Raw genomic sequence first — 21,930 nt, forward strand, 5'->3', positions numbered from 1 at the left:
AATAATAAGAGGAGGCGTTTTTCACAAACGCCTCCTCTTATTATTCATACACTGTAAACTGCGGTTTACTCGGATGATCTTTTACTAGCGCATCATCTGGAAACTTTGAAACTTTTTGATATACGGCAATGTCACCGATACAACCTGCTGTTAGTAGAATTCCTAAAAATGAGAGTGGCTCCAGATTCATAGCTAATCCCAATACAATTGGCAAAATTCCAGTTGGTAAAAACGGAAGCATTAACACTTTCTTCATTTGCTTTACTGTAACCGCCTGTTTAGAATGAGCATATGCAACACCTAATTTCCAATTAACGCCCCATTTTAGTTCACTCCACGGAACACCTCCGATATAGCGAAAGCCAATTAAATGTATCGCTTCATGAATACAAACGAGAACAATCATTGCGATAATAAAAAGAAACATCGTTAATAATGTAACTTCAACTTGAACCCCACCTGAAAGAAATATATGCAAATAACCAATTCCAAACGACAAAGCAATTATTATAAAAAATAAAGAAAAGTTTAATTTAACCATCGAAACAGTAACAGTCGTTTCTTTTCTTTTATCCATCTTCCCCCTCCTAAAATGTAAATATATCTTTACAAAATTGTATAATATACCTAAAATAATGTGAAGATATATTTACATTTATTCTTACATACAAAAAAAAGAAACCGGCCACTTTACTTCGTAAAACAGCCGATTTCTTCTATATGTTTCATCGTACGCGCTAATACGTCATCGCGCATTATAAAGCTAAATTTTCTATTCGTTTTAATGTTGTCAGGAATGTCTTTTAATAAAACAGACCCTTTCGTTTCTTCGTAATGCGTATGTTCTTCTACCGCACTAATTGTTGCAAAATAAATGTTTTTAATGATTATTTTGTCTTTTCCAGATACTTTGTATTGTCCTAAGTAAGTTAAATCAGAAACTATGCCGCCGGTTTCTTCATGAACCTCTCGAACTGCCGCTTCTTCCGGTGTTTCCCCTATTTCTACTTTACCACCTGGAAATTCAAGACCGCGACGTAAATGATGTGTTAATAACCATTGATCCCCGTACCGGCATACAACCCAAACATGCTTTGGCTCAGGAGAAAATGGATAACGTTCAAACGATAATTGTACAGTGTTGTGGTAATAATCTTTAAATTTGTACATGCCATTACTCCCCTATTGATGGTTACAAGTTTTTCCTACCACAAATTGTAGCATATTCTCGCTTTTCTGCATAATATTATCCAATTACAATCCATTGATTATTCCCATTTGTGCGACTAATTCTTTCGTCTCATGATTTCCTAAATCGTAAATCATTTTATATGCTTTTTGTAGTTGTTCATCATATCGTTCATTATTTGAATCGTGATGATACTCAACAAATGGAACGTGGGAGCGTACAAATGACCCTAAATCTTCTACATATGCTTGATCAAAGTGCTCTCTTAATTCCGTAATTTCCTCATCATTTGCGGAAATCTCAAAATTATACGTATCCGCCGTCTTCACTTGTGAAATTTGACCATTTCCTATTGATATATAATATGTTTTTTTCGTCTCCATGTAACACCCTTCTTTCATCCTTTTATTTTCTATTGTTTTCATTAATTACAAAATTATGTAAAATAAAGAAAAGGAGGGATTTTATGTTCAAAATATTAATTATCGGTATTATCATCGTCCTAATCATCCTCGTACTCTCCATCATGACAATTAATAAAGGCTATGCTTATAAACATTCCGTCGATAAACTAGAAGACAATCCTTATACAAAAAAGAATAAGGAGAATTCCTAATATGCTTCGTATACTTCGCATCATAGTAGCACTCACTGTGATCGTTATGTCGGCAATTGGATTATATACAGGTCAAAATAATTTTTTACCTCTTTCACAATTTCTATTAGGGGCTTTAATGTTTCTCATCGCATTTGAACAAATAAAGAAAAAGGAGGCAGCAACTGGATTTATTTGTATTATTGCCGGTGCTTTCATTTGGATTGTTCTCATCATTAGCTATATCAAATAAAAGGAGGTACATGCATGCTAAAAGGAGTACGGATTACTTTATCACTTATTGCTTTATCTATAGCAATCTATGGATTTTTTACTAGTAATAGAGAAATAATGCCGTATATGTTTATCTCTTTAGGAGTTATGGCCCTCACCATAAGTTTAGAGGAAATATTAAAAAGGCAAACAGGAGGTAGTGTGCTCGCTCTACTAGCAGGAGCCGCTGCTTTATTTATTGGTTTCACAGAAATATTCCGATAAATGGTCTAAAGGAGGCTATACAATGCTAACTCTAACTATATTACGGAGTTTTTTAGCATTTCTCATGCTTCTCTTACTCATTCTAAGCACTTATATCCATGTTACCGATAATTTTTCACTTCTCCCATACGTACAATTTATTCTCAGTTGTTTCTTTATTCTTCTAGGAATTAATGAATTGAAATCCGGACGAAAATCAATGAGTATCCCGTATTTTTTCGTTTCCAGTCTCATATTCTTCTTTTTAATATCAAACTACTTTCGTTATATGTAGAATGAAATTTTGACCAATTTAGCATTTATAATTATTTTCTCTCAGTAACTATTTCTTTCTACTTAAGGGGGATTCCATGTTAAAAAACATTCAAATTATAATCGCCACTATCGCTCTTTCTCTCGCCCTATTTAGCTTCTTTGCAAACTTCACTATTCTTTTACCTTACGTGTTTATCCTTTTAAGTATTATGTGTATCCTTTTTGGAATCGATGAAATAAAGAAGCAGCAAAAAACGAAAGCATTTGTTTATTTTCTCTGTTCTGCCTTTGTTTTATATGTTGGAGTGTCTAGTATACTTTCATAAAAAAAGAACATGTTCGCTCTTAATAAAATAAAAAACTGCCCTTTCACAGGCAGTTTTTTATTTTATCCAAACACTTTCTCAAGTTCATCTTTATCTTGGCTTAACCAGAAGTTCATTAAGCGTTGTGCTCCTTCTAAGTCGTGAAGCTTCGCTTGACCACATTGTGTTTCATTTGCAGCTGGAATTTCTGTAATTTGAACCGCATCTTTTAATGTTAGTTCTAATAAATCAATGATTTCTCGTACTGTCGGTGTTCCGCTTACTACAAGATAATATCCTGTTTGGCAGCCCATCGGTGAAATATCGATAATATCAAAATGCGGATAACGATCAATATATTTACGTAAATTAAATGCTAATAAATGTTCTAACGTATGAATAACATCTGGTTTCATTGCTTGTTTATTCGGTTGGCAAAAACGAATATCGAATTTATTTACAATACCGTCACTACCTACATTGTGAACTCCGCAATGTCTTACATAAGGTGCCTTTACAATCGTATGATCTAATTCAAAGCTTTCTACTGATGGCATACAACATCTCTCCCGCTTTTAATTTAATTCCGTCATATCCAATATGATATAACGGAAATGCACATTAGTAAAGTATTATGTACAGTCGTGCTATAATACTTTAAGACTATGCTGAAAAGGAGATCATTATGAAACAGATTTTTATTGGGATTATACGCTTTTATCAAAAGTTCATTTCTCCGATGACACCACCAACTTGCCGCTTTTATCCGACTTGTTCTCATTACGGATTAGAGGCGTTTCAAAAACATGGTGCCCTCAAAGGCTTTTGGCTTACTTGTAAGCGTATATTAAAATGTCACCCTTTCCACCCGGGAGGATTTGATCCTGTCCCAGATAAAAAGGATGACAAAGTAAATTCTTAATTGTCGTAACCATTCACAACTAAATCTAATTTTCCTGTATCAGGATCTATAACAAGACCGTGAACAGGTACTTCTTCTGGAAGTAATGGATGGTTGCGAAGTATCGATACGCTATGTTCTACACTTTCTTCTACACTAGAGAACCCTTGTAGGAATCTTTCTAAATCGATTCCAGAATAACGGAGTGTATCTAATTTCTCATTTGTTATACCCCGCTCTTTCATCTTCTCAATTGTACTGCTTGCTTGAATTTTTGCCATACCGCAATCGTGGTGACCAACTACACAAACTTCATCAGCACCAAGTTCATATACAGCAACTAAAATACTACGCATAATACTTCCGAATGGATGTGAGATAACAGCTCCTGCTACTTTAATAATTTTCACATCACCGTTACGCATATTCATTGCTTTTGGTAATAATTCAACAAGACGAGTATCCATACAAGAGATAATTACCATTTTTTTATTCGGGAATTTTCCCGTTTCATACTCTTCGTATCTTTTCTCTTCAACAAATTTTTCATTGTATTGTAAAATCTCTTCTAATGACTTCATAGTAAAAAACCCTCTTTTCTCTCATTTACATTACTTATATAGTGTACCAAAATATGAAAAACTCAAAAAGGATATCGCTTTATAGTAAAAATAAGATATTTTCAGATAATCGACATAATTCTTTCAAAATATACACACAGCTTTGTAACAAGTCTCACATACTTTAAACGTTTTTTCACTATAAACTGATTGTAGATAATGTAAAAAAGGAGTGAATATTTATTATGTCCGACGTTCTGTTACTGAGTCGTTTTCAATTTGCAATTACTATTTTTTATCACTTTTTATTTGTACCTTTGACAATCGGACTTGTCATTTTAGTAGCATGTATGGAAACTCAATACGCCCGCACATTGAATCCAACATACCGTAAAATGGCAAATTTCTGGGGTAAATTATTTACAATTAACTTCGTAATGGGGATTATAACTGGGATTACGATGGAATTCCAATTTGGAACGAACTGGTCTGAGTACTCCAAATATATGGGAGATATTTTCGGATCACCTCTCGCAATCGAAGCACTCGTTGCCTTCTTCTTAGAATCTACTTTCATGGGAATATGGTTATTCGGTAAAGACAAAATTTCACCAAAGTTCCGTGCCTTCTGTATGTGGATGGTTGCACTTGGAACAAACATTTCCGCACTTTGGATTATTACAGCAAACGGATTTATGCAAAACCCTGTTGGCTACGTAGTACGTAATGGCCGCGCTGAATTAAATGATTTCTGGGCACTCGTTACAAATCCATATGCTTGGAATATGTTCTTCCATACTGTCATTGGTTGTTATATCGTAGGTGCTTTCTTCGTTATGGCAATTAGTGCCTATCACTTATTACGTAAAAATGAAGTGGAATTCTTCAAAAAATCATTTAAGTTTGGTTTAATGTTAGGCTTATTCGCCGCAACAATTACACCGTTTATGGGACATCAATCTGGTGTATCAGCAGCTAAATATCAACCAGCAAAAGGAGCTGCGATGGAAGCAGTTTGGGAAACTGGAAAAGGACAAGGCTTCTCAATTGTTCAAATTCCTGATGTGAAAAATGAGAAAAACTTTGAATTCCTTACGATTCCAAAACTCGGAAGCTTCTTCTATACAAACTCATTTGATGGCGAAATTGTTGGTTTAAAAGATATTCCGAAAGATGAACGTCCAAATGTTAACCTCGTGTATTATAGCTTCCGCTTAATGGTTGCACTTGGTATGTTCTTTATGGCATTAACTTGGTATGGCTTCTATTTAAACCGAAAAGGAAAACTAGAAAACTCAAAACGTTATTTAAAAATTACAATATGGTCTGTCTTACTTCCTTATATCGCGATTAACGCAGGATGGATTGTCGCTGAAGTAGGTCGCCAACCTTGGACAGTATATAAACTAATGCGTACAGCAGAATCTGTATCACCTATATCTGTCCCGCAAATTTGGTTCTCATTAATTAGTTTAATTTTGTTCTACACTTTACTTTTAATCGCAGACGTATACTTAATGCTGAAGTTCGCGAAAAAAGGACCTGCAGCATTAGAAGAACCTGCTACTGAGGGAGGTGTGGCCCATGTCTCATGATATGCTTGCAATCATCTGGTTTGGTTTATGGGGCGTGATTTGGACAGTTTACTTCATTCTTGACGGGTATGCACTTGGTAACGGAATGATCTTTCCTTTCGTTACGAAAGATCGACAAGAACGAAATCAATTACAAGAAGCAATTGGCCCATTCTGGGGCGGTAATGAAGTATGGTTAATTACAGCTGGTGGCGCAACATTTGCTGCCTTCCCAGTCACATATGCAAATATGTTTAGTTATCTATATACACCGTTATTCTTAGTATTACTTGCACTGTTTGCTCGTGCCGCTGGACTGGAATTCATGCATAAAGATGATTCACCGATTTGGCAAAAAACTTGTAAATGGGCATTTGCAATTGGCAGTTTTTTAATTGCTTTCCTATTCGGTGTTACGTTCGCTAATCTTTATTACGGACTACAAATCGGAAAAAATGGCTATGAAGGAAATTTACTTAGCTTACTAAACCATTACGGTATTTTAGGAGGGTTGTTCTTCACTGCTATATTTGTCGTATCCGGTGCCCTTTGGGTCATGATTAAAACGACTGGTGAAGTATCCGACCGTGCTTATAAAATCGCAAGACCATTTTCAATGGCAGCAGCTATTATTTTAGCTATCTTCTATGTAGCAACTGCTAATCGGACAAACTTATTCCAAAACTTTACGGAATATCCGGTACTATTCATTCTTCCAGTACTTGCAATGCTAATGAGTGTACTCGCACTTATTATGGTGTACAAACATAAAATTGGCCTTGCCTTCACATTCGTTTGCCTAACAATCGCAATGTTTATGACAACTGGCTTTGCAGGTATGTTCCCAAGAATGTTACCATCTCGTATTAACGATGCATACAGTACAACGTTATACAACGCAGCCGGTAGTCAATTAAACTTAAAAATTATGTTCTTCGTTGCAATGGTCATGGTACCAATTGTTATTGGATATCAGCTTTGGAGCTACAGTATCTTTAAAAATAAAATTCATAAAGACTCTGCTAAAGGATATCACTAAAATAAAAAAGACACTTCGTTTGAAGTGTCTTTTTTTGTACGTATGATTTTCGATAAGATGTTATATTTCTAATCTAACAACTACACTATAGAAGAATCATTAACAGCTCACAGCTAGATTGTATCATAGGGCAACTTCATCATTTTATGCAATTTTACATACTGTACTATAAAGTAAACTGTATCCCCTGATCATTCGCATCATTATCCCATACATCAGCTGTACTAATCCCGCTAAACGTTTGTACTTTCATTCCTGTATTTGAAGATCCCGATCCATTATAAGCCTTCGTCTTTTCAATCGGCTGTACGTTATATTTGTCACCTACATTAATTGTTCCATTGCAGTTTTCAATAATAACACCTTCCACAACTGCCGGCATTTTGTCACCCACTTTCATTTCTTTACTTTTATTTTATGAAAATCGCCTAGAAAAATAGCATGTTTCAATAAGAAAAAGCACTCAAATTGAGTGCTTTTTCTTTAAGCATAAAGACAAGTTTGGAGACAGTTGACTTCTTCAAAATTTTATTAGGGGTAATATTTTGAAAAAGAAAGCCTTTCATATGTAGGTTAACACCACTGGAATATATAGTAAATTGATAATATTTATACGGAAGATTGCTAATGTTTAGTATAGATAGTTTACACTATGCTAACAGTGAAAACTATCTATACTAATAAAAAAAAGGTGCCTTCAAAGAAGCCACCTTTCAAAAACAGACACTATAAAACAGAATTATTTATTGTTATACGATTGTTAGATACAAAAAGTAGAGGGAAATGTTTGTATGAAATTCTGCTTTATAAAGTCTGTCTACAACTTATATTGTAATCCTCTTCATTTGAAAAAAAATATAATATGCACAATTGCATACAAAAAGAAAAAGCACTCTACTGAGTGCCTTTTCAACCATTTTACTTTTAATATATCGCTTTGAATATATTGTAACATACGTATCTATATATTTTATTGAGAAAATTCAAAATCATTTTTTCTTTCATTTTTACTTATAAAATCATGTAATATAAAAGGTATGTCAAATTCTTATACAAATTGAGGTGTACTATATTTATGATGTATTTCGGAATTATTCCTCTTATACTATTTATTATTTTTCTTATTTCCTATTTACAAGATCCGCGAAAAATAATAAACGGCTTTTTATTTAATTCCTTTGTCTGTTTTTTCCTTCTTTTTTGTGTGATTATATCTGTAAATTCAAGTAGTGATGTCCTACGCTATATTATAATTTTACCTATTTTAGCACTTCTTATTATGCTTCCTTTCGGTATTGTTGCTTTAATGTTTGGGCTATTTCTTAATGCTAGAATTTTAATGAAGCGAGAAGGAAGACGGTTCACTAACTGTTTAACACTCCTTGCTGCTTTAGGGATGTTATTCTTTATGTTACTCCCTATCATAAACCCAGCAAGTTTGGTCTCATCGCATTTAGAGCCTATTTTTGCAGCTATTTCTCTTATAAGCTTCTATTTCTTTATACACTTATCTAACTTCTTAAGCGCATATTTTTTATACCAATTCAACAGACCAAGACGTAATCAAGATTTCATTATCGTTCTTGGTAGCGGCTTAATTAATGATAAAGTACCACCATTACTTGCAAGCCGAATTAATAAAGCTATCGACTTTTATTGGAAACAAGCTGCTGTGAATACACCACCAACAATTATTTTCTCTGGCGGTCAAGGTCCAGATGAAGGACTTCCTGAGGCAGAAGCAATGCAAAATTACGCTGTTGAAAAAGGCATTCCGATTGAACATACAGTGCAAGAAAATCGCTCTGTAAACACATATCAAAATATGCTGTTCTCTAAAGAAATTATGGATTCTTTAAAACCAGAAGGTAAATATAAAAGTATTTTTACAACGAATAATTTCCACCTTTTCCGTGCTGGTATATATGCAAGACAAGCTGGTCTTAACAGCCAAGGTATTGGATCAAAAACTGCATTTTATTACTGGCCTAATGCAATGATCCGTGAATATGTTGCGATTGTCGTAATGGGACGTAAGCGCCATATGAAAATATGTGGAACTATTTTAGGTTTCGCTTTATTCCTAACAGCCCTTAGTTTTATTGTTTCTTAATAGCTATTAAATAAAAGGTCCCCTGAATGCTTTATACAAGGGGGGCCTTTTTTATATCTTTCAGTTCATTAGATTTAAATAAGTAACATAACAGCATACAACACATTAATTATTCCAGAAACCAATCCAACAATAGCAAATGTTTTACTCGTACCTGTCACTTTTTTGTTTAAACCCAATATAGAAAATACGATAGCTACACTACCAATAAGCCCCCATAAGTTTATAAACCAAGATATTAATCCAGTGATGAAACCAACTAAAGAAAAAACTTCTATACTACTATTAGAACTGCTATTTGGAAAACTTCCCTCTACCGTTTTATAGCTAAGACTCTCCCCGCACTGTCCGCAAAATTTATTGCCTTCTTTCGTTTCATTTCCACATTTCGTACAGTATCCCACAGAATCCCCTCCCTAAGGTTAGTGCCCCAAATGTATATATCCATACTATTCATTCTACTTTTTCATATTAAAATTATGACCACTCTCTAATCTTCTACTGTTGTATTTTAAATAATAATATGGTCATAATATTCCCTGCATACATCCATTAAAGGAGAAATTTTTCAAATTAAATGTTAAAATAAAATTTAGGTGTGAATTATGTAACAAACAAGAAACTAGTTTGAAACGAGGAAATTACATGGAGAAAATTATCAAAAACAAGCCCAATAAGCTAAAAATTGCTTCGAAAGCTTTGATGATTATTATTGGGGCATTTATCACAGCGTACGGATTAGAAGCAGTATTAATTCCAAATAACGTATCAGACGGTGGTGTAACTGGTTTAAGTATCGTTAGTTCAAGATTATTTGGATTGCCATTAGGAGCTCTAATCGCAGTTATTAACATTCCTTTCGTTTGGTTAGGATATAAGCAAATCGGTAAAAGCTTTGCGATTTATTCTATTATTGGAATTGCTTCATTAGCAATAGGTACCGTTGTCATGCACGGAATACCAGCTATTATTGAAGGCGATACATTATTAGTTACAGTTGTTGGTGGTATTATCATCGGTTTTGGTATGGGACTAGCATTACGTAACGGTGGGGCATTAGATGGAATCGATATGCTTGCTGTATTGCTTTCTCGTAAGTTACCATTTGGAACGAGTGACCTTATTTTATTCTTAAACATGTTCGTATTTATTTTCGTATCAACGGTATTCGGTCTTCAAGGAGCTATCCTTTCGGCAATTGCTTACTTTATCGCTTCGAAAGTGATTCATATCGTTGAAGTTGGTTTAAGTGGTTCGAAAGCATTTAAAATCATCACAAAAGAGCCTGAATTGATGGTAGAAACCATTCGCGATCGTTTAGGCAGAAGTGCAACATATAACGAAGTATACGGTGGTTATTCAAGAGAGAAATTCAAAGAAATTTCTTGCGTAATTAACCGTTTAGAAGAAAGTAAAATGAAAGAACTTATTAATGAAATCGATCCTAATGCCTTTATTACCGTTTATGATGTAGCAGAAGTAAAAGGCGGTAATTTCAAGAAACGTGATATTCATTAATCGTTATGAAAAAGAGGGTGTGCCAACAATTTGGCACACCCTCTTTTTATTATTAAGTTGCTATCGTTGTCAGTTTTTTTCAGTAAGTATATATATTTTTACTCGCCCCACTGACTCCCACGTTTAATCCACGCTACATACTTTTGAAAAGCCGTCACTTCATGTTGAAAACGCAGCGGGATATACAACAATAAAGTGCATGTACACAGTATCCATAGAATACCTACTACAAAATGAAATTTCATTGTCGTGCTAATAAACAAGCTGAGGAATAATACAAGGAACATAATTACACTAAATCTTTTATACGTAGTCATACTATCCCCTCCTTATACTTCAATTGTACCAGTTATAAGGAATTAATTTCCACAAAAAGACCAAAAAGCAACTTACACTTTTCGGTCTCTCTACTATCTTCTCTTCGTAATTTTCCCTGAACCACCGACCCTCGTTTTCGGAGGAGATGTATTTCTTGGCGGCGTTTTAATAGATGATTTCGGCTTCACATCTGATCCACTTGAACCACCTGGTGTTTTTGTAATTTTACCCTTACTTCCAGTAGAGGGTGGGGGCGTCGTATTACTTCCTTTTTCAGTAATACTTCCCTTATCACCTACTGATGGTTTCGAATCTACATTATCGCCTCGCTTAATGATAGACCCTTTCCCTTCCTTCGTAATTGGAGGTGGGGTTTTCTTTTCTTCTTTCGTAGGTGGTCTCTCTGGAATAACTGGTTTATGATTTTGTCTGTCATTATATCCTCGATAATCACCATATGATGATTTTCGTGAACCGAATATATCGTTTAATATGCTACCCATAATATATCCTTGCAAGAAGGACGGTTGGTAGTTTTGACGGACAAATTCTTCATTACTTACTTCAATTAACGTATCAGATGGTTTCTCTTTATCCTTTTGAAGGTTATACATTTTATCCGAATAAACGAGAAACATTTGATTTTCGTCTTCTTTAGATGCTTGTTTCGGTTTCCTTTCGGCTATAAGTTCCTTCGCGACTTCAGGAACTGACCGATTGGCGGCCCTATACACGTAAGATTCTTGTTTACCTTCCTTTGCGACAGACTCAAGCGGATAACGGTCTTGAATCGACTTTGTCTGCCCGCCTTGACAACCTGATAAGGCATAACCAGCAACAACAAGTAATGTAACGATAGCAAGTATAGGGATCACAAACGATTTAATCATGGTAAACAATCGGTTTGACATGATTACGCCCCCTTACGTTGCTCTTATAATTTGTACATCAGCAGGAATGATTGCTTCTCCCTCATACATCATTGTACGACCATTTTGCCATTCAATACGCAATAATTTTCGATTATCTGATTGGAATTCCCAGACGTACTGTTCCTCTGAAGCTGAGAATGGTGTTTTCCCCATCACAACAACACGTCCGTTATATTGTTCTTCCATATGGTACTCTGTATCATCCATTTCAATTGTCGTCGGAATTTCCTCAATTGAATCTAAGCGACCATCAATTGGTGTATATAATTTGTAATACGTATTTTCACGATCTTCAATTTTTAAATAACGAATGTCTTTCCCGTCTTGCAGTGTTAAAACAATTTCCTTGCGAGAATGCATACTCGTTTTCCCAGTTAATTCGTACATGACTAATGAAACTTCAATCATATCACCAGGAGCTAACGTTAAAAGACTCTTTTCCGGCTTCGGTGGCTCTGGGCTTTTCATTATATTTTTAATTCGTTTAAATAAACTCATAATCTACCCCTCCTTTTCTCTTTATAAACAAGCACCTAAAATAAGTGCACCAACAATATGTAATGATCCGGCTAACATCGCATGTGCAACGCTACCTTCTTTCGTACCTTCTTCTAAATCAAGACCAGACATTTTCTTTAATACGAATTCGATAAACATTTCTACCACTAATAAAATAACGAAAGAAACTGCTGATGCAAGAAGTGCTTGCCATAAATCATTTGCTTTCGTTATCGATTGAGATAAAATGTACCCTTGTGCAAATAATTTCATAATAAAACGAGTTGTTACAGCTGTATTTCCATTTTTGATTTCTTTTAAATCATTGTATTTTGTAAAAATCGAATCAACCCACATAATTGCAAATAAAAGTACTGCACTCGCTCCAGTCCATACAAGCATGGCAACTACATTCATCCATGTCATTGCAAAACCTCCTCAAAAATATAATAGAAAACCGACATGAATTTGTTTAGACATGTCGGTTCATTTGTCTCTATTCTATATTATTTCTCATACTGCTTCATAATACGAGCTAATTCATCGTCAACAGCAGAATTTTTGTTTAAGCTTGCGAATTCATCATCTAATGACTTTTCTTTCTTATAAACTTCACCGCTTGCTTCCGCTTCAGCCTCTAATTGAAGAGCTTTCTCCTCCATACGGCTTAAACCAGCCTTTGCTGAATTTGAATCAAATCCAGACATCGCCTGATTAATATTCTTCTGTGCTTTCGCTGCATTTACACGTGCTACAAGTGTTTCACGTTTATTTTTCAGCTCATTTAATTGCTTGCGCATTTCTTCTAGCTTAAGGCGCAGGTTATCAGCAGCAGCTTTATTTTGCTCATAGCTTGTTTTATACTCATTCATTTTTTGCTCTGCATTTTGTTTTTCTTCTAATGCACGACGCGCAAGATCTAAGTTATTAGCTTGAACAGCCATATGAGCTTGCTCTTCACGTTTTTTCACAAGTGCTTCTTGCTCTTCAAATAATATTTTGAATTTCTTCTCAAGTGCGATTTGAGCTGCTACACTTTTCTCAGCCTCTTGTACATCGGCTTGCATATCGCGTAAATATTGATCCGTCATCTTAACTGGATCTTCCGCTTTTTCAATTAACGAGTACACATTCGACATTGTTAAATCTCTTAATCGTTTAAATACAGACATCTAAATTCCTCCTATGATATACCTCATATTTCAAATTCACTACTTGGAAAACTGAAAAATCTCCCTTTACAGTAAAGAATATTCATTTTTACAGCCTATGTGTTTATTATAACAAAACTAATATGTCCTTACATGTTATTTCCAAAATACATCCATTATAATATGACATTCTATATACAATATTGCATTTCTAATATATTCTCATTATCCCTCTTTGAAATTAACTTACTTTTGTGCAATTTCACTAAATTACATAAGTGTAATGTTACTGTAAGCTAACTCGATAGTTGCATTCCGATATTTCTTATACACTAATACCAGAAGCAACAAACAAGCTTCTTCACATGTAAGCACTAATACAAAAATTGTATTTACTATAAAACATATAAAAGGAGAAATCATCATGAAAAAATTAGTAGGAATCGGATTAGCAGCAGCAATTTCATTTGGAGCATTATCAGGTTGTTCTTTATTAGGAGAGAAAGCGAACGGTTTTGTACTGTACGGCTCAGAAGAACAAGTTCAACAAATTACAGATAAAAACAAAAAAGAAGTGAAAGAAAAAGACTTCTATAAAATGAAAATGACAACATTAGATGGTAAAAAAGTTCTTGTAATGGATAAGAAAACTGGTGAAGAACTAGTGAAAAAAGAGTTACTTAGCAAAGTTGATGAAAAAGACAACACGAAACCACTTGATAAATTACCAGCTGTAACAACAGAACAAGGTGTATTATTCGCAAAAGAGAAAGTAGAAAATGCTACACTTGATGGAGCGAAATTAAAATATGAAGGCAACACAATTATCGGAAGTGGCCGTGCATATACAGATATGTATGCGATTGTTGATGACGCAACTTACAGCAATGTAAAAGGTGATGAAAAATCTGTAGGTGTATTAAAATTTGATAAAGACCCGAGTAAAGAATTCCCTGGTTACAAAGGCGTAGAAGCTTCTCAACTTGTAAAAATTAAAAAGTAAAACAAAAAAGCTTTGCGAAATTCGCAAAGCTTTTTTCTATTTATTATGAGCAATTTGCTCCATATCCGGGCTACAAGTTTGCGACTGACATGACTTATTTAAAGAACATGCCGCGCATTTTCCTTTTTTACTTCTCTTTACAAAATTAACTAACGTATATGCTGCATAACCAAAAATGATAGCTCCAATTATAATATTGACCATCATCACAATACATCTCCTTCTAGAATCCGAGTAAGGATCCAACTTGGTATATAATGAGCGTTAATACATAAGCAACTACGAGTGGATAAACGACTGAAAAAATCGTCCATTTCGCTGATCCTGTTTCACGTTTAATAACAGCTACGGTCGCTAAACACGGAACATATAATAAAATAAAGAACATAAATGAATAAGCTGATAATGCTGTATAATGTGCTCCCATTACATTTCCAAGCACATCTTCTTTAACCGCATAAATAATTGCCATTGTAGAAACGACAACTTCTTTCGCTAAAAATCCTGTTAAAAGGGATGCCGCAGCTTGCCACGTTCCAAAGCCGAGCGGTGCAAATAATGGTGCGATAAATCCACCAATCATCGCTAAGTAGCTATCTCCCATATCAACGCCAAATCCTGATGGACCTGCATAGTTTAATAACCAAATAACAACCGAACCACCAAAGATGAATGTACCAGCTTTACGAACAAATCCCTTTCCTTTCTCCCACGTGCTCAGCCATAACGTTTTCGCTTGTGGCACACGATAAGGCGGTAGTTCAATTACGAAAATAGATTTTTCTGCTTTCAAAATCGTAAGAGACATAATTTTTGTAACGAGTAATGCCAGAACAATACCTGCGACATATAAAGAAAATACAACAGTCGCCTGACTATTAGGGAAAAATACGCCCGCAAATAATGCATATACAGGTAATCGTGCTGAACAAGACATAAACGGTGTTACTAAAATGGTAAGTAAACGTTCTTTCTCCTGTTCAATGGTTCTCGCTGCCATAATACCTGGAACGTTACATCCAAAACCAATAATCATCGGAATAAAAGCTTTACCGTTTAAGCCAAAGAACTCCATAATTCTATCCATAACAACTGCAATTCGCGCCATATATCCTGAGTCTTCTAATAATGAAATGAAAAAGAATAGTGCAAAGATTTGTGGTACGAATACTAATACAGCACCAACACCGGCAATAATACCTTCTGTAACGAGTGCTTGAATAAAATGAGAAGCTCCAATACTTGTAAGTCCAGCCGTCACCCAATCCGTAAGCTGACCACCAAAAAACTCATCTAACATATCCGATAAAGGTGTACCAATCCACGTAAACGTAACCTGAAAAATAAAAAACATAACTGCTAAAAAGATTGGAAGTCCTAAAATTTTATGTGTAATTAATCTATCAATTTTTTCTGAAAAAGGAATTTTCCCTTCCTTCTCATGCTTCATAACATTTGTTTTTAACTTTTCAATATACGCTTCACGAGTTTTGTAAATGTGCTCTTCTAACGTACAATCAAGTTTTCCTTCTAAGCGAGATCGAATGGCTATGAGTTCCATATAAATTGGTAATGCTTTCACTTCTTTTTCTACTACTTCGTTATTGCTTAAAAATTGAAGTGCTAACCATCTCGGATGCTCATAATTCGCTGTCTCTAAAAGAGCAATTACTTCTCCAATTCCTTCATCCATTTGTACACCATATGAAATAAGGAATGGCTTTTTCTCCTTTTTGTCATTTTCTTTAAGAGTCGCAAGTAGTTCTTCACAACCTTTTCCACTTCTTGCAACGACAGGAACGACTGTTACACCTAATAGTTCTGATAATCGTTTTACATCAATGACAATTCCTCTTTGCTTCGCCACATCAACCATATTTAAACCAATTGAGACCGGCTTACCAAATTCAAGTAATTGCAACGTTAAATGCATATTTCTCTCAAACTGCGAAGAATCTACGATATTTAACATATGATTAAATTCTTCTGTTAATAGAAAGTTTGTTACAACACCTTCATCACGTGAAACTGGATTTAAATCATACACACCTGGTAAATCAATTAATGTTCCTTGTCTATCTTTTAATTTACCAACCTTTTTTTCTACTGTTACACCGCTCCAGTTTCCTACGTATTCATAAGAACCAGTAAGTGCATTAAATAATGATGTCTTCCCTGTATTCGGATTCCCTAGCAAAGCTACCTTATTCACGCTAATTCCACCTTTATCATTTTCGCGTCACAATGACGAATACTAATTAACTGTCCACGACACTCCAATGTACAAGGACCTTTGAACATCGCTTTCTGTTTCAAGCGAAGTTCGCTTCCTTCCGCAAGACCGAAAGCAGCTAGCCTACGCTTTAATAGCTGATCTAAAGACTGAATACTTTTTACTAACACTTTCTCTCCAATTTTAATATCTACTAAGCTCATAACCTTCCCCCTCAGAAGAGAATGATAATTATTTTCAAAAAAATTATACCACACCCAATTTCTCTTGTACTATACCCTTTTGCTTCATATTTATTAACATTTCGCTACAATTCTATTTCAATTATTGTCATACAGCATTTGTTTGCCATTCTCATCCATTTCGCTTACAATAAACAATAGCAAATAAAGAATCTCGTTATCACTGGGGGAGCCATGCCGCTGAGAGGGAACACTTCGTTCCGACCCTTCGAACCTGTTAGTTAATGCTAACGCAGGGATTGTGCAAACGTCCGAAATACATACCTCATTTTTATTTACGTATTTCGTATCCTCCTATGATATCTATTCTTTTTTGTACAACTTGGATTTAGGGGGAGACAACATGCGTAACACCAATTTACAAGCGATGATCGAATCTGCTATTCTTGCAGCCTTCGCCTTGGTCATCGACATTTTACCACTTTCAATAAAAATATCAGCAACAGGCGGTTCCATTTCATTTGCTATGATTCCTATTTTTATTATCGCATACCGCTGGGGCTTCAAAATGGCTTTCTTAGGAGGCTTAATTTGGGGATTATTACAAATTGTCGTAGGCGATGCCATTATCGTCACACCAATTCAAGTATTAATTGAATACTTTGTTGCTTTCGCATTCATTGGATTTGCTGGTTTATTCTATCGTCCAATTCAAAAGGCGCTTTTAGCGTCAAATGAAAATAGCGAAGAACAATCAAATTTAGGTAGCCGTAAAGACAAACCTTCATCAAAACCAAACCAAGGAAAGAAAGTAATTGGATACATTATCGTCGCTACTTTTATCGGTAGTCTAGCTCGTTACTTCTGTCACTTTATCGCTGGTATCATTTTCTGGGGACAATATGCACCAAAAGGCCAATCGGCTTTCCTATATTCTTTAATATTTAACGGTAGTACAATGATTGGTTCCTATATTCTATGTACCGTTTTACTTATATTTTTATTTATCACTTCACCACGCTTATTCAAAAGCATCAGTGCTTATCAAATGAATACACAAAAAAAGGGCGCTTAATGAGCGCTCTTTTTTCATATCGTAATATTAATTAAAAATACAATAAATGCGCAAAAGAAAATAAATACCATTATACTTAGCCAATTGCTATGCACGGTTCATCGACTCCTTACATAACCTCATATTCTAAACAAATTATACTAATTAAAAATAAAGATTAGGTAAAGATAATATGAAAATAATTTAAAAAAACGTAGATCATATTTTCTACGCTTTTTTCGGTAAATAGAAATAAAATAACACACCATTTTCTGTATTTCCTGCCCCATATTCAGTATCATGTAGTTCTAAAATATTCTTTGAAATGGCAAGCCCAAGCCCCGTCCCACCTTGTGAACGCTGACGAGCTGTATCCACTCGATAAAAACGATCCCAAATTTTATCTAATTGTTCTTCTTCAATGTGAGTACCTTTATTTTCAATGCACACTTTTATACGATCCTTCTCATCTATTGTAGAAATAATAATATCTTCTTTATTTGGTGTATAACGTATGGCATTCGTAATGAAATTCACGATGACTTGTTCAATCCGACCTTGATTTGCAATCACTTCAAATGAACATATATTTTTATGAACACGAAGCTCTTTTTTCTCTATTTCCACAGATAGATGTTCACATATGTCTTCAATTACTGTATCAATATAAAACGAATCCTTTTTCATTTTATACGTACCAGATTCAAATTTAGCTAACTCAAGCATATCCAAAATTAACGTATCCATTTTGTCTACTTCTCTCTCCATCGCCTGAAAATAATAATCCTTTTTATGCTCAGCTACCCCGTCTTTTAAAATAAAAATACAGCTTTTCATAATACTTAGCGGTGTTTTTAATTCATGTGAAACACCAGAAATGAATTCTTTCCGTGTATTTTCTAACTTTCTTTCCTTTTCAATATCGTGTTCAAGCTGTCCGATATGAGAATTTAATTTGTTAGAAAGTATATTAATATTTTTCGATAAATCACCAATTTCATCTTTTGAAGTAATCGGTATTTTTTCTGTAAAATCTAATTGTGCTATTTTCTTCGTCGTATCATTTATTTTTAATAACGGTTTGGCAATTTGTTTTGAATAATAAAACGAAGCTAAAAAAATAAGAACGACTACAAATGCAATGATGTATATGTAATAATCTTGCACCATTTGTACAGCTTCATCTACAGGCTGTAAAGAAGCCATAGCATAAATATATGTTACTGATCCGTCTTTTTCTTTTATTGGTTTAATTAATAATTTATATTTTATATCATTCTTTTCATAATCCATTGTTTGTGTTGTATATCGTATTTTATTGCTTTCTTTTAATAATAAATCGGTTTGAAAACCCTTAATATTATCTAAAAATATGCTATTTTTATAAATTGGATTCACAGGACCGTTTACATCTGGTAACTGTACTTTTGTAACACGTCCTCCTATGTAAACGCCTAATTCCTGAGCAGCTTCTTCCTGAACAGCTGGTTTCTTTTCCTTAGCAAGTTGCTCCCCAGCCGCTCTCTTTTTCTCCTCATCTAATTTTATTTTCTCCTGAAATGCTTTTTCTAACGGTTTATTAGATCCGCTTAAATTCTGCTTAGATAAAGAAAAAGAGAATGGAATAAAACTATCTTCTTTTCTCACTCCAGAAAAATAAATTTCTTGTCCTAAAAACTGCTCTGATAATTTATTATCAATTTCCTCTATATTGACGAGATTACCTAAGGGAATTTTGAATATTTGTTGTCCAAAGCTCTTTTGTTGCCTACGATCTATCGTTACTTCAAAATAAAAATCATCTGCGTGTTTTAAATTCCCGTTCTTATCTAATGTCGTAATCCACGTATTATTTTCTCTTAAAAAGTCTTGCTCAAGTTTCTGAATTCCTTCTACGTTTCCTGTGTAGTTTAAATAATTCTTCTCAAAGGAATTTAAATTTACTTTAATATCTTCCACTTTTCGATTCGCATAATATTGTTTAAAAAATATCGTTTGTCCAATAAATATCGTCGCTAAAATCAACATACATAATGCTGTTGTAAGAGTAAATAATTTTAGTACAATTCCTTTTCTCATATATTCCCCTCAAATTTATAACCAGTTCGTACTACAGTTGTAATGTACTTTGCTTTCTCTCCTAATTTATTTCTTAAATTACGAATATGACTATTAACCGTTCGATCATCGCCAGCAAATTCATATCCCCAAATTCTTGAAATGAGTTGTTCTCGCGTTAAAACGATTCCTTGATTTTTCATGAAATACGCTAATATTTCAAATTCTGTATGTGTTAAATTAATATCAGTTCGATTTACCGTAACAGTGCGCGACGGAAAATGAACGTGAATATCGTGGATTGATAATGTATCATCTTCATTCTCTAAAAGTTGCTTTGTCACTTTTCTGCTTTCTAACAACCTTTTCGCTCTTGCTAATAAAATTGGCGGACTATACGGCTTCGTCACATAATCATTTGCCCCAAGTTCAAAACCAAGTAACGTATCGTCTTCATCTACGCGCGCCGTCAGCATAATAATAGGCACCTCGGACGTCTTTCGAATTCTTCGGCAAACAGACCATCCATCGAGTTCTGGCAACATAATATCTAAAATAACTAAATCAACCTCTTCTTCTTCAAATACAACTAAAGCCTCTTTCCCGTCCCTCGCTTCAAACACTACATATTGCTCACTTAAAAAATAATCTTTTAATATTTCACGTAATATGTCTTCATCTTCAACAATTAAAATGTTTTTTGACATAACTTATATCCCCCTCCCGCTTTCAGAAACTATAATTTCACTTCGAATAACTTCCAGTTAACTTCGCCTCGATAATATATCTATCTGGTGCATCCCCTATATAATTAAATGGGTAACAAGTTGTCAGTGTTAATATCGGTTCTTCTTTTTTTATAATAACAGTACGATCATCCGCATGAGTAATCCATGTCTTTTGAATTTCATATGTGTACGTTTTATTATCATACTCTAAAACAAGGGTATCCTTTTCTTTCAACTCTCCTAAATCTGCAAATACAGTATCTCGATGTCCACTCAGTACAGTATGTCCTCCTCCAGATGGGGTTGTCGTTAAATCACTAACAAACATACCAACTCCTTTTTTCAAAGTCGTATCATCCGCTCCCCAATATATAGAAAACTTCTTCTTTATTTTCGGTATGTTTAACATCGCTACCTTTTCTCCTTCTTTATGTTCTGTTTGAGAAGAAGGCACTTGAGAAGTTACAGGTGTTTCATGAGAAAGTTGAGTATCTTGTATATTTTGAAGGCTCTTTATTTCTTCTGCCGTTAATTGCCCGGCAGAGCTTTTTCCTTTATACCATTCCACAGCGTAATAGGATCCCATGAATAGCCCTATAGCCATCAATATGATACCGATATAATTGAGTAACTTCATTCTTCATTCCTCCATGCCAAAAATGGTAGGAGTAACCTACCATTTTTAATATATGAAATTATCCCATTCTTTATAGGAAAATATTTTATTTACGCTTTAACCTTATTACGACGATTCAAACCAAATAATGTACCTATCGCTACAAGACATGTACTTAATCCCATCATTGCTACATTATTTGATGCTGTATTTGGTAATTTTTCACCTTGTACAACTGGCTTTACTACTTCTTTTTTAGCTACTTCATTCTTTTGTTCGACTTTTATCGCTGCTTCTTTTTTTGCCATATCATTTTTTAACTGTTCTTGCGCTATTCTCTTTTTCTCTTCTTCACTCTTTTTCTCAGCTTTTATTGCTTCCTCTTTTTTAGCCATATCATTTTTTTCTTGTACTTGGGCCGCTTGTTTTTTCTCTACTTCATTTTTTTGCTGTTCCTTAATTGCTTCTTCTTTTTTAGCTTTATCTTGTTGCACTTGCGCTTCTTCTTCCTTTGTTACTGTTCCAGTATCCGCACTCGCTACTGAAGAATATCCTACTGTTAAAAGTGCCATTGCACAAATTGGTAATAGTCTCTTTTTCATTTTCATTC

General features: G+C 34.4%; 30 protein-coding genes and 1 riboswitch. Of the genes, 11 read left to right on the plus strand and 19 right to left on the minus strand.

Annotation, left to right across the window (positions count from 1 at the left end; translation table 11 throughout):
* Nucleotides 1-40 precede the first annotated feature (40 nt).
* The 3 genes from OXT04_RS11990 to OXT04_RS12000 form a co-directional block, all read right to left on the minus strand.
* Nucleotides 41-577: a DUF3267 domain-containing protein gene (locus OXT04_RS11990; protein WP_000361288.1), complete on the minus strand. Its 537-nt coding sequence runs from the start codon at nt 575-577 to the stop codon at nt 41-43.
* Nucleotides 578-690: 113 nt separating this feature from the next.
* The gene (gene mutTA / locus OXT04_RS11995) at nt 691-1,170 is read right to left on the minus strand and encodes an antimutator 8-oxo-(dGTP/GTP)ase (protein WP_000276382.1); all 480 of its coding nucleotides are present in this window, start codon (nt 1,168-1,170) and stop codon (nt 691-693) included.
* A gap of 84 nt (nt 1,171-1,254) precedes the next feature.
* The gene (locus OXT04_RS12000) at nt 1,255-1,572 is read right to left on the minus strand and encodes a hydrolase (RefSeq protein WP_267414907.1); all 318 of its coding nucleotides are present in this window, start codon (nt 1,570-1,572) and stop codon (nt 1,255-1,257) included.
* Nucleotides 1,573-1,655: 83 nt separating this feature from the next.
* Between OXT04_RS12000 and ytzI the strand changes: the two genes are divergently transcribed.
* From ytzI to OXT04_RS12020, 4 genes are all read left to right on the plus strand, one after another.
* Nucleotides 1,656-1,805, plus strand: a complete 150-nt coding sequence (gene ytzI, locus OXT04_RS12005; protein WP_000472791.1) for a YtzI protein — start codon at nt 1,656-1,658, stop codon at nt 1,803-1,805.
* A gap of 1 nt (nt 1,806) precedes the next feature.
* Nucleotides 1,807-2,037, plus strand: a complete 231-nt coding sequence (locus OXT04_RS12010; protein WP_000944455.1) for a DUF3953 domain-containing protein — start codon at nt 1,807-1,809, stop codon at nt 2,035-2,037.
* Nucleotides 2,038-2,051: 14 nt separating this feature from the next.
* Nucleotides 2,052-2,282 carry a DUF3953 domain-containing protein gene (locus OXT04_RS12015; RefSeq protein ID WP_000912059.1) on the plus strand — a complete coding sequence of 77 codons (231 nt, stop codon included), beginning with the start codon at nt 2,052-2,054 and terminating at the stop codon, nt 2,280-2,282.
* A gap of 350 nt (nt 2,283-2,632) precedes the next feature.
* Nucleotides 2,633-2,863 (plus strand): YczI family protein, encoded by a 231-nt coding sequence (locus tag OXT04_RS12020; RefSeq protein ID WP_048565086.1) that lies wholly within the window; start codon nt 2,633-2,635, stop codon nt 2,861-2,863.
* A gap of 62 nt (nt 2,864-2,925) precedes the next feature.
* Here OXT04_RS12020 and luxS read toward each other — a convergent pair whose 3' ends face one another.
* The gene (gene luxS, locus OXT04_RS12025) at nt 2,926-3,399 is read right to left on the minus strand and encodes an S-ribosylhomocysteine lyase LuxS (protein WP_001141371.1); all 474 of its coding nucleotides are present in this window, start codon (nt 3,397-3,399) and stop codon (nt 2,926-2,928) included.
* A gap of 128 nt (nt 3,400-3,527) precedes the next feature.
* On the opposite strand from luxS, the gene yidD reads away from it, so the two are divergent.
* Nucleotides 3,528-3,764 (plus strand): membrane protein insertion efficiency factor YidD, encoded by a 237-nt coding sequence (gene yidD, locus OXT04_RS12030; protein WP_000809334.1) that lies wholly within the window; start codon nt 3,528-3,530, stop codon nt 3,762-3,764.
* On the opposite strand, the gene OXT04_RS12035 is transcribed toward yidD, so the two are convergent.
* Entirely contained in the window at nt 3,761-4,324 is a 564-nt protein-coding gene (locus tag OXT04_RS12035; RefSeq protein WP_000838173.1) for a beta-class carbonic anhydrase, read from the minus strand. The genes yidD and OXT04_RS12035 overlap by 4 nt on opposite strands.
* Before the next feature lie 224 nt (nt 4,325-4,548).
* Here OXT04_RS12035 and cydA point away from each other — a divergent pair, with 224 nt between their 5' ends.
* On the plus strand, nt 4,549-5,898 hold the full coding sequence (cydA, locus tag OXT04_RS12040; RefSeq protein WP_001286166.1) for a cytochrome ubiquinol oxidase subunit I: 1,350 nt from the start codon (nt 4,549-4,551) through the stop codon (nt 5,896-5,898).
* Entirely contained in the window at nt 5,888-6,916 is a 1,029-nt protein-coding gene (gene cydB / locus OXT04_RS12045; protein WP_000017662.1) for a cytochrome d ubiquinol oxidase subunit II, read from the plus strand. The genes cydA and cydB overlap by 11 nt, the downstream gene beginning before the upstream one ends.
* Before the next feature lie 166 nt (nt 6,917-7,082).
* Here cydB and OXT04_RS12050 read toward each other — a convergent pair whose 3' ends face one another.
* Nucleotides 7,083-7,316, minus strand: coding sequence for a spore germination protein (locus tag OXT04_RS12050; RefSeq protein WP_002001299.1), 234 nt, complete (start codon nt 7,314-7,316; stop codon nt 7,083-7,085).
* Nucleotides 7,317-7,991: 675 nt separating this feature from the next.
* On the opposite strand from OXT04_RS12050, the gene OXT04_RS12055 reads away from it, so the two are divergent.
* Nucleotides 7,992-9,029, plus strand: coding sequence for a YdcF family protein (locus OXT04_RS12055; RefSeq protein WP_267414924.1), 1,038 nt, complete (start codon nt 7,992-7,994; stop codon nt 9,027-9,029).
* Nucleotides 9,030-9,103: 74 nt separating this feature from the next.
* Here OXT04_RS12055 and OXT04_RS12060 read toward each other — a convergent pair whose 3' ends face one another.
* The gene (locus OXT04_RS12060; protein WP_053563494.1) at nt 9,104-9,433 is read right to left on the minus strand and encodes a zinc ribbon domain-containing protein; all 330 of its coding nucleotides are present in this window, start codon (nt 9,431-9,433) and stop codon (nt 9,104-9,106) included.
* A gap of 241 nt (nt 9,434-9,674) precedes the next feature.
* Here OXT04_RS12060 and OXT04_RS12065 point away from each other — a divergent pair, with 241 nt between their 5' ends.
* Complete coding sequence (locus OXT04_RS12065; protein ID WP_000411241.1) at nt 9,675-10,547, plus strand: YitT family protein; 873 nt, start codon at nt 9,675-9,677, stop codon at nt 10,545-10,547.
* 98 nt (nt 10,548-10,645) lie between these two features.
* Here the strand turns inward: OXT04_RS12065 and OXT04_RS12070 are convergent, their stop codons facing one another.
* The 5 genes from OXT04_RS12070 to OXT04_RS12090 form a co-directional block, all read right to left on the minus strand.
* Complete coding sequence (locus OXT04_RS12070) at nt 10,646-10,864, minus strand: hypothetical protein (RefSeq protein ID WP_097821649.1); 219 nt, start codon at nt 10,862-10,864, stop codon at nt 10,646-10,648.
* Nucleotides 10,865-10,957: 93 nt separating this feature from the next.
* Entirely contained in the window at nt 10,958-11,776 is an 819-nt protein-coding gene (locus tag OXT04_RS12075; RefSeq protein ID WP_065229475.1) for a DUF4247 domain-containing protein, read from the minus strand.
* Between the two features lie 12 nt (nt 11,777-11,788).
* Nucleotides 11,789-12,295: a DUF4178 domain-containing protein gene (locus OXT04_RS12080; protein ID WP_000051755.1), complete on the minus strand. Its 507-nt coding sequence runs from the start codon at nt 12,293-12,295 to the stop codon at nt 11,789-11,791.
* Between the two features lie 21 nt (nt 12,296-12,316).
* Nucleotides 12,317-12,721 (minus strand): DUF350 domain-containing protein, encoded by a 405-nt coding sequence (locus OXT04_RS12085; RefSeq protein ID WP_000220087.1) that lies wholly within the window; start codon nt 12,719-12,721, stop codon nt 12,317-12,319.
* Nucleotides 12,722-12,801: 80 nt separating this feature from the next.
* Complete coding sequence (locus OXT04_RS12090) at nt 12,802-13,467, minus strand: PspA/IM30 family protein (RefSeq protein WP_065229476.1); 666 nt, start codon at nt 13,465-13,467, stop codon at nt 12,802-12,804.
* Between the two features lie 403 nt (nt 13,468-13,870).
* On the opposite strand from OXT04_RS12090, the gene OXT04_RS12095 reads away from it, so the two are divergent.
* Nucleotides 13,871-14,449 (plus strand): lipoprotein BA_5634 family protein, encoded by a 579-nt coding sequence (locus OXT04_RS12095; RefSeq protein ID WP_048565089.1) that lies wholly within the window; start codon nt 13,871-13,873, stop codon nt 14,447-14,449.
* 36 nt (nt 14,450-14,485) lie between these two features.
* Here the strand turns inward: OXT04_RS12095 and OXT04_RS12100 are convergent, their stop codons facing one another.
* From OXT04_RS12100 to OXT04_RS12110, 3 genes are read right to left on the minus strand one after another with little or no spacing between them, the layout of a single operon-like run.
* Nucleotides 14,486-14,656, minus strand: a complete 171-nt coding sequence (locus OXT04_RS12100; RefSeq protein ID WP_000989598.1) for a FeoB-associated Cys-rich membrane protein — start codon at nt 14,654-14,656, stop codon at nt 14,486-14,488.
* Between the two features lie 16 nt (nt 14,657-14,672).
* Nucleotides 14,673-16,661 (minus strand): ferrous iron transport protein B, encoded by a 1,989-nt coding sequence (feoB, locus tag OXT04_RS12105; protein ID WP_267414939.1) that lies wholly within the window; start codon nt 16,659-16,661, stop codon nt 14,673-14,675.
* Nucleotides 16,658-16,885 carry a FeoA family protein gene (locus OXT04_RS12110; protein ID WP_000060512.1) on the minus strand — a complete coding sequence of 76 codons (228 nt, stop codon included), beginning with the start codon at nt 16,883-16,885 and terminating at the stop codon, nt 16,658-16,660. The genes feoB and OXT04_RS12110 overlap by 4 nt, the downstream gene beginning before the upstream one ends.
* A 194-nt stretch (nt 16,886-17,079) precedes the next feature.
* A riboswitch (TPP riboswitch) is annotated at nt 17,080-17,181 on the plus strand.
* A gap of 86 nt (nt 17,182-17,267) precedes the next feature.
* Between OXT04_RS12110 and OXT04_RS12115 the strand changes: the two genes are divergently transcribed.
* Nucleotides 17,268-17,939: an energy-coupled thiamine transporter ThiT gene (locus OXT04_RS12115; protein ID WP_001246567.1), complete on the plus strand. Its 672-nt coding sequence runs from the start codon at nt 17,268-17,270 to the stop codon at nt 17,937-17,939.
* Between the two features lie 207 nt (nt 17,940-18,146).
* On the opposite strand, the gene OXT04_RS12120 is transcribed toward OXT04_RS12115, so the two are convergent.
* From OXT04_RS12120 to OXT04_RS12135, 4 genes are all read right to left on the minus strand, one after another.
* Entirely contained in the window at nt 18,147-19,997 is a 1,851-nt protein-coding gene (locus OXT04_RS12120; RefSeq protein WP_001225359.1) for a sensor histidine kinase, read from the minus strand.
* A complete protein-coding gene (locus tag OXT04_RS12125; RefSeq protein ID WP_000041862.1) occupies nt 19,994-20,683 on the minus strand; it encodes a response regulator transcription factor in 690 nt (229 codons plus the stop codon). The genes OXT04_RS12120 and OXT04_RS12125 overlap by 4 nt, the downstream gene beginning before the upstream one ends.
* Before the next feature lie 37 nt (nt 20,684-20,720).
* Nucleotides 20,721-21,341 carry a class D sortase gene (locus tag OXT04_RS12130; protein WP_267414946.1) on the minus strand — a complete coding sequence of 207 codons (621 nt, stop codon included), beginning with the start codon at nt 21,339-21,341 and terminating at the stop codon, nt 20,721-20,723.
* Between the two features lie 89 nt (nt 21,342-21,430).
* Nucleotides 21,431-21,922, minus strand: a complete 492-nt coding sequence (locus tag OXT04_RS12135; RefSeq protein ID WP_000746711.1) for an LPXTG cell wall anchor domain-containing protein — start codon at nt 21,920-21,922, stop codon at nt 21,431-21,433.
* Nucleotides 21,923-21,930: the final 8 nt, after the last annotated feature.

This window comes from Bacillus sp. GC_Bacil_1 (assembly GCF_026540675.1).
Lineage (GTDB): Bacteria > Bacillota > Bacilli > Bacillales > Bacillaceae_G > Bacillus_A > Bacillus_A cereus.

What these genes read in the sequence shown, in the direction of transcription:
- OXT04_RS12075 (WP_065229475.1), bottom strand. Translation starts at nt 11,776, where the DNA reads ATGTCAAACCGATTGTTTACCATGATTAAATCGTTTGTGATCCCTATA.
- OXT04_RS12115 (WP_001246567.1), top strand. Translation starts at nt 17,268, where the DNA reads ATGCGTAACACCAATTTACAAGCGATGATCGAATCTGCTATTCTTGCA.
- OXT04_RS12080 (WP_000051755.1), bottom strand. Translation starts at nt 12,295, where the DNA reads ATGAGTTTATTTAAACGAATTAAAAATATAATGAAAAGCCCAGAGCCA.
- OXT04_RS12020 (WP_048565086.1), top strand. Translation starts at nt 2,633, where the DNA reads ATGTTAAAAAACATTCAAATTATAATCGCCACTATCGCTCTTTCTCTC.
- OXT04_RS12050 (WP_002001299.1), bottom strand. Translation starts at nt 7,316, where the DNA reads ATGAAAGTGGGTGACAAAATGCCGGCAGTTGTGGAAGGTGTTATTATT.
- luxS (WP_001141371.1), bottom strand. Translation starts at nt 3,399, where the DNA reads ATGCCATCAGTAGAAAGCTTTGAATTAGATCATACGATTGTAAAGGCA.
- OXT04_RS12085 (WP_000220087.1), bottom strand. Translation starts at nt 12,721, where the DNA reads ATGACATGGATGAATGTAGTTGCCATGCTTGTATGGACTGGAGCGAGT.
- OXT04_RS12070 (WP_097821649.1), bottom strand. Translation starts at nt 10,864, where the DNA reads ATGACTACGTATAAAAGATTTAGTGTAATTATGTTCCTTGTATTATTC.
- OXT04_RS12090 (WP_065229476.1), bottom strand. Translation starts at nt 13,467, where the DNA reads ATGTCTGTATTTAAACGATTAAGAGATTTAACAATGTCGAATGTGTAC.
- cydB (WP_000017662.1), top strand. Translation starts at nt 5,888, where the DNA reads ATGTCTCATGATATGCTTGCAATCATCTGGTTTGGTTTATGGGGCGTG.
- OXT04_RS12130 (WP_267414946.1), bottom strand. Translation starts at nt 21,341, where the DNA reads ATGAAGTTACTCAATTATATCGGTATCATATTGATGGCTATAGGGCTA.
- OXT04_RS11990 (WP_000361288.1), bottom strand. Translation starts at nt 577, where the DNA reads ATGGATAAAAGAAAAGAAACGACTGTTACTGTTTCGATGGTTAAATTA.
- OXT04_RS12125 (WP_000041862.1), bottom strand. Translation starts at nt 20,683, where the DNA reads ATGTCAAAAAACATTTTAATTGTTGAAGATGAAGACATATTACGTGAA.
- OXT04_RS12055 (WP_267414924.1), top strand. Translation starts at nt 7,992, where the DNA reads ATGATGTATTTCGGAATTATTCCTCTTATACTATTTATTATTTTTCTT.
- OXT04_RS12035 (WP_000838173.1), bottom strand. Translation starts at nt 4,324, where the DNA reads ATGAAGTCATTAGAAGAGATTTTACAATACAATGAAAAATTTGTTGAA.
- OXT04_RS12065 (WP_000411241.1), top strand. Translation starts at nt 9,675, where the DNA reads ATGGAGAAAATTATCAAAAACAAGCCCAATAAGCTAAAAATTGCTTCG.
- OXT04_RS12120 (WP_001225359.1), bottom strand. Translation starts at nt 19,997, where the DNA reads ATGAGAAAAGGAATTGTACTAAAATTATTTACTCTTACAACAGCATTA.
- OXT04_RS12010 (WP_000944455.1), top strand. Translation starts at nt 1,807, where the DNA reads ATGCTTCGTATACTTCGCATCATAGTAGCACTCACTGTGATCGTTATG.
- OXT04_RS12095 (WP_048565089.1), top strand. Translation starts at nt 13,871, where the DNA reads ATGAAAAAATTAGTAGGAATCGGATTAGCAGCAGCAATTTCATTTGGA.
- OXT04_RS12000 (WP_267414907.1), bottom strand. Translation starts at nt 1,572, where the DNA reads ATGGAGACGAAAAAAACATATTATATATCAATAGGAAATGGTCAAATT.
- OXT04_RS12135 (WP_000746711.1), bottom strand. Translation starts at nt 21,922, where the DNA reads ATGAAAAAGAGACTATTACCAATTTGTGCAATGGCACTTTTAACAGTA.
- OXT04_RS12015 (WP_000912059.1), top strand. Translation starts at nt 2,052, where the DNA reads ATGCTAAAAGGAGTACGGATTACTTTATCACTTATTGCTTTATCTATA.
- cydA (WP_001286166.1), top strand. Translation starts at nt 4,549, where the DNA reads ATGTCCGACGTTCTGTTACTGAGTCGTTTTCAATTTGCAATTACTATT.
- mutTA (WP_000276382.1), bottom strand. Translation starts at nt 1,170, where the DNA reads ATGTACAAATTTAAAGATTATTACCACAACACTGTACAATTATCGTTT.
- OXT04_RS12100 (WP_000989598.1), bottom strand. Translation starts at nt 14,656, where the DNA reads ATGATGGTCAATATTATAATTGGAGCTATCATTTTTGGTTATGCAGCA.
- OXT04_RS12110 (WP_000060512.1), bottom strand. Translation starts at nt 16,885, where the DNA reads ATGAGCTTAGTAGATATTAAAATTGGAGAGAAAGTGTTAGTAAAAAGT.
- ytzI (WP_000472791.1), top strand. Translation starts at nt 1,656, where the DNA reads ATGTTCAAAATATTAATTATCGGTATTATCATCGTCCTAATCATCCTC.
- yidD (WP_000809334.1), top strand. Translation starts at nt 3,528, where the DNA reads ATGAAACAGATTTTTATTGGGATTATACGCTTTTATCAAAAGTTCATT.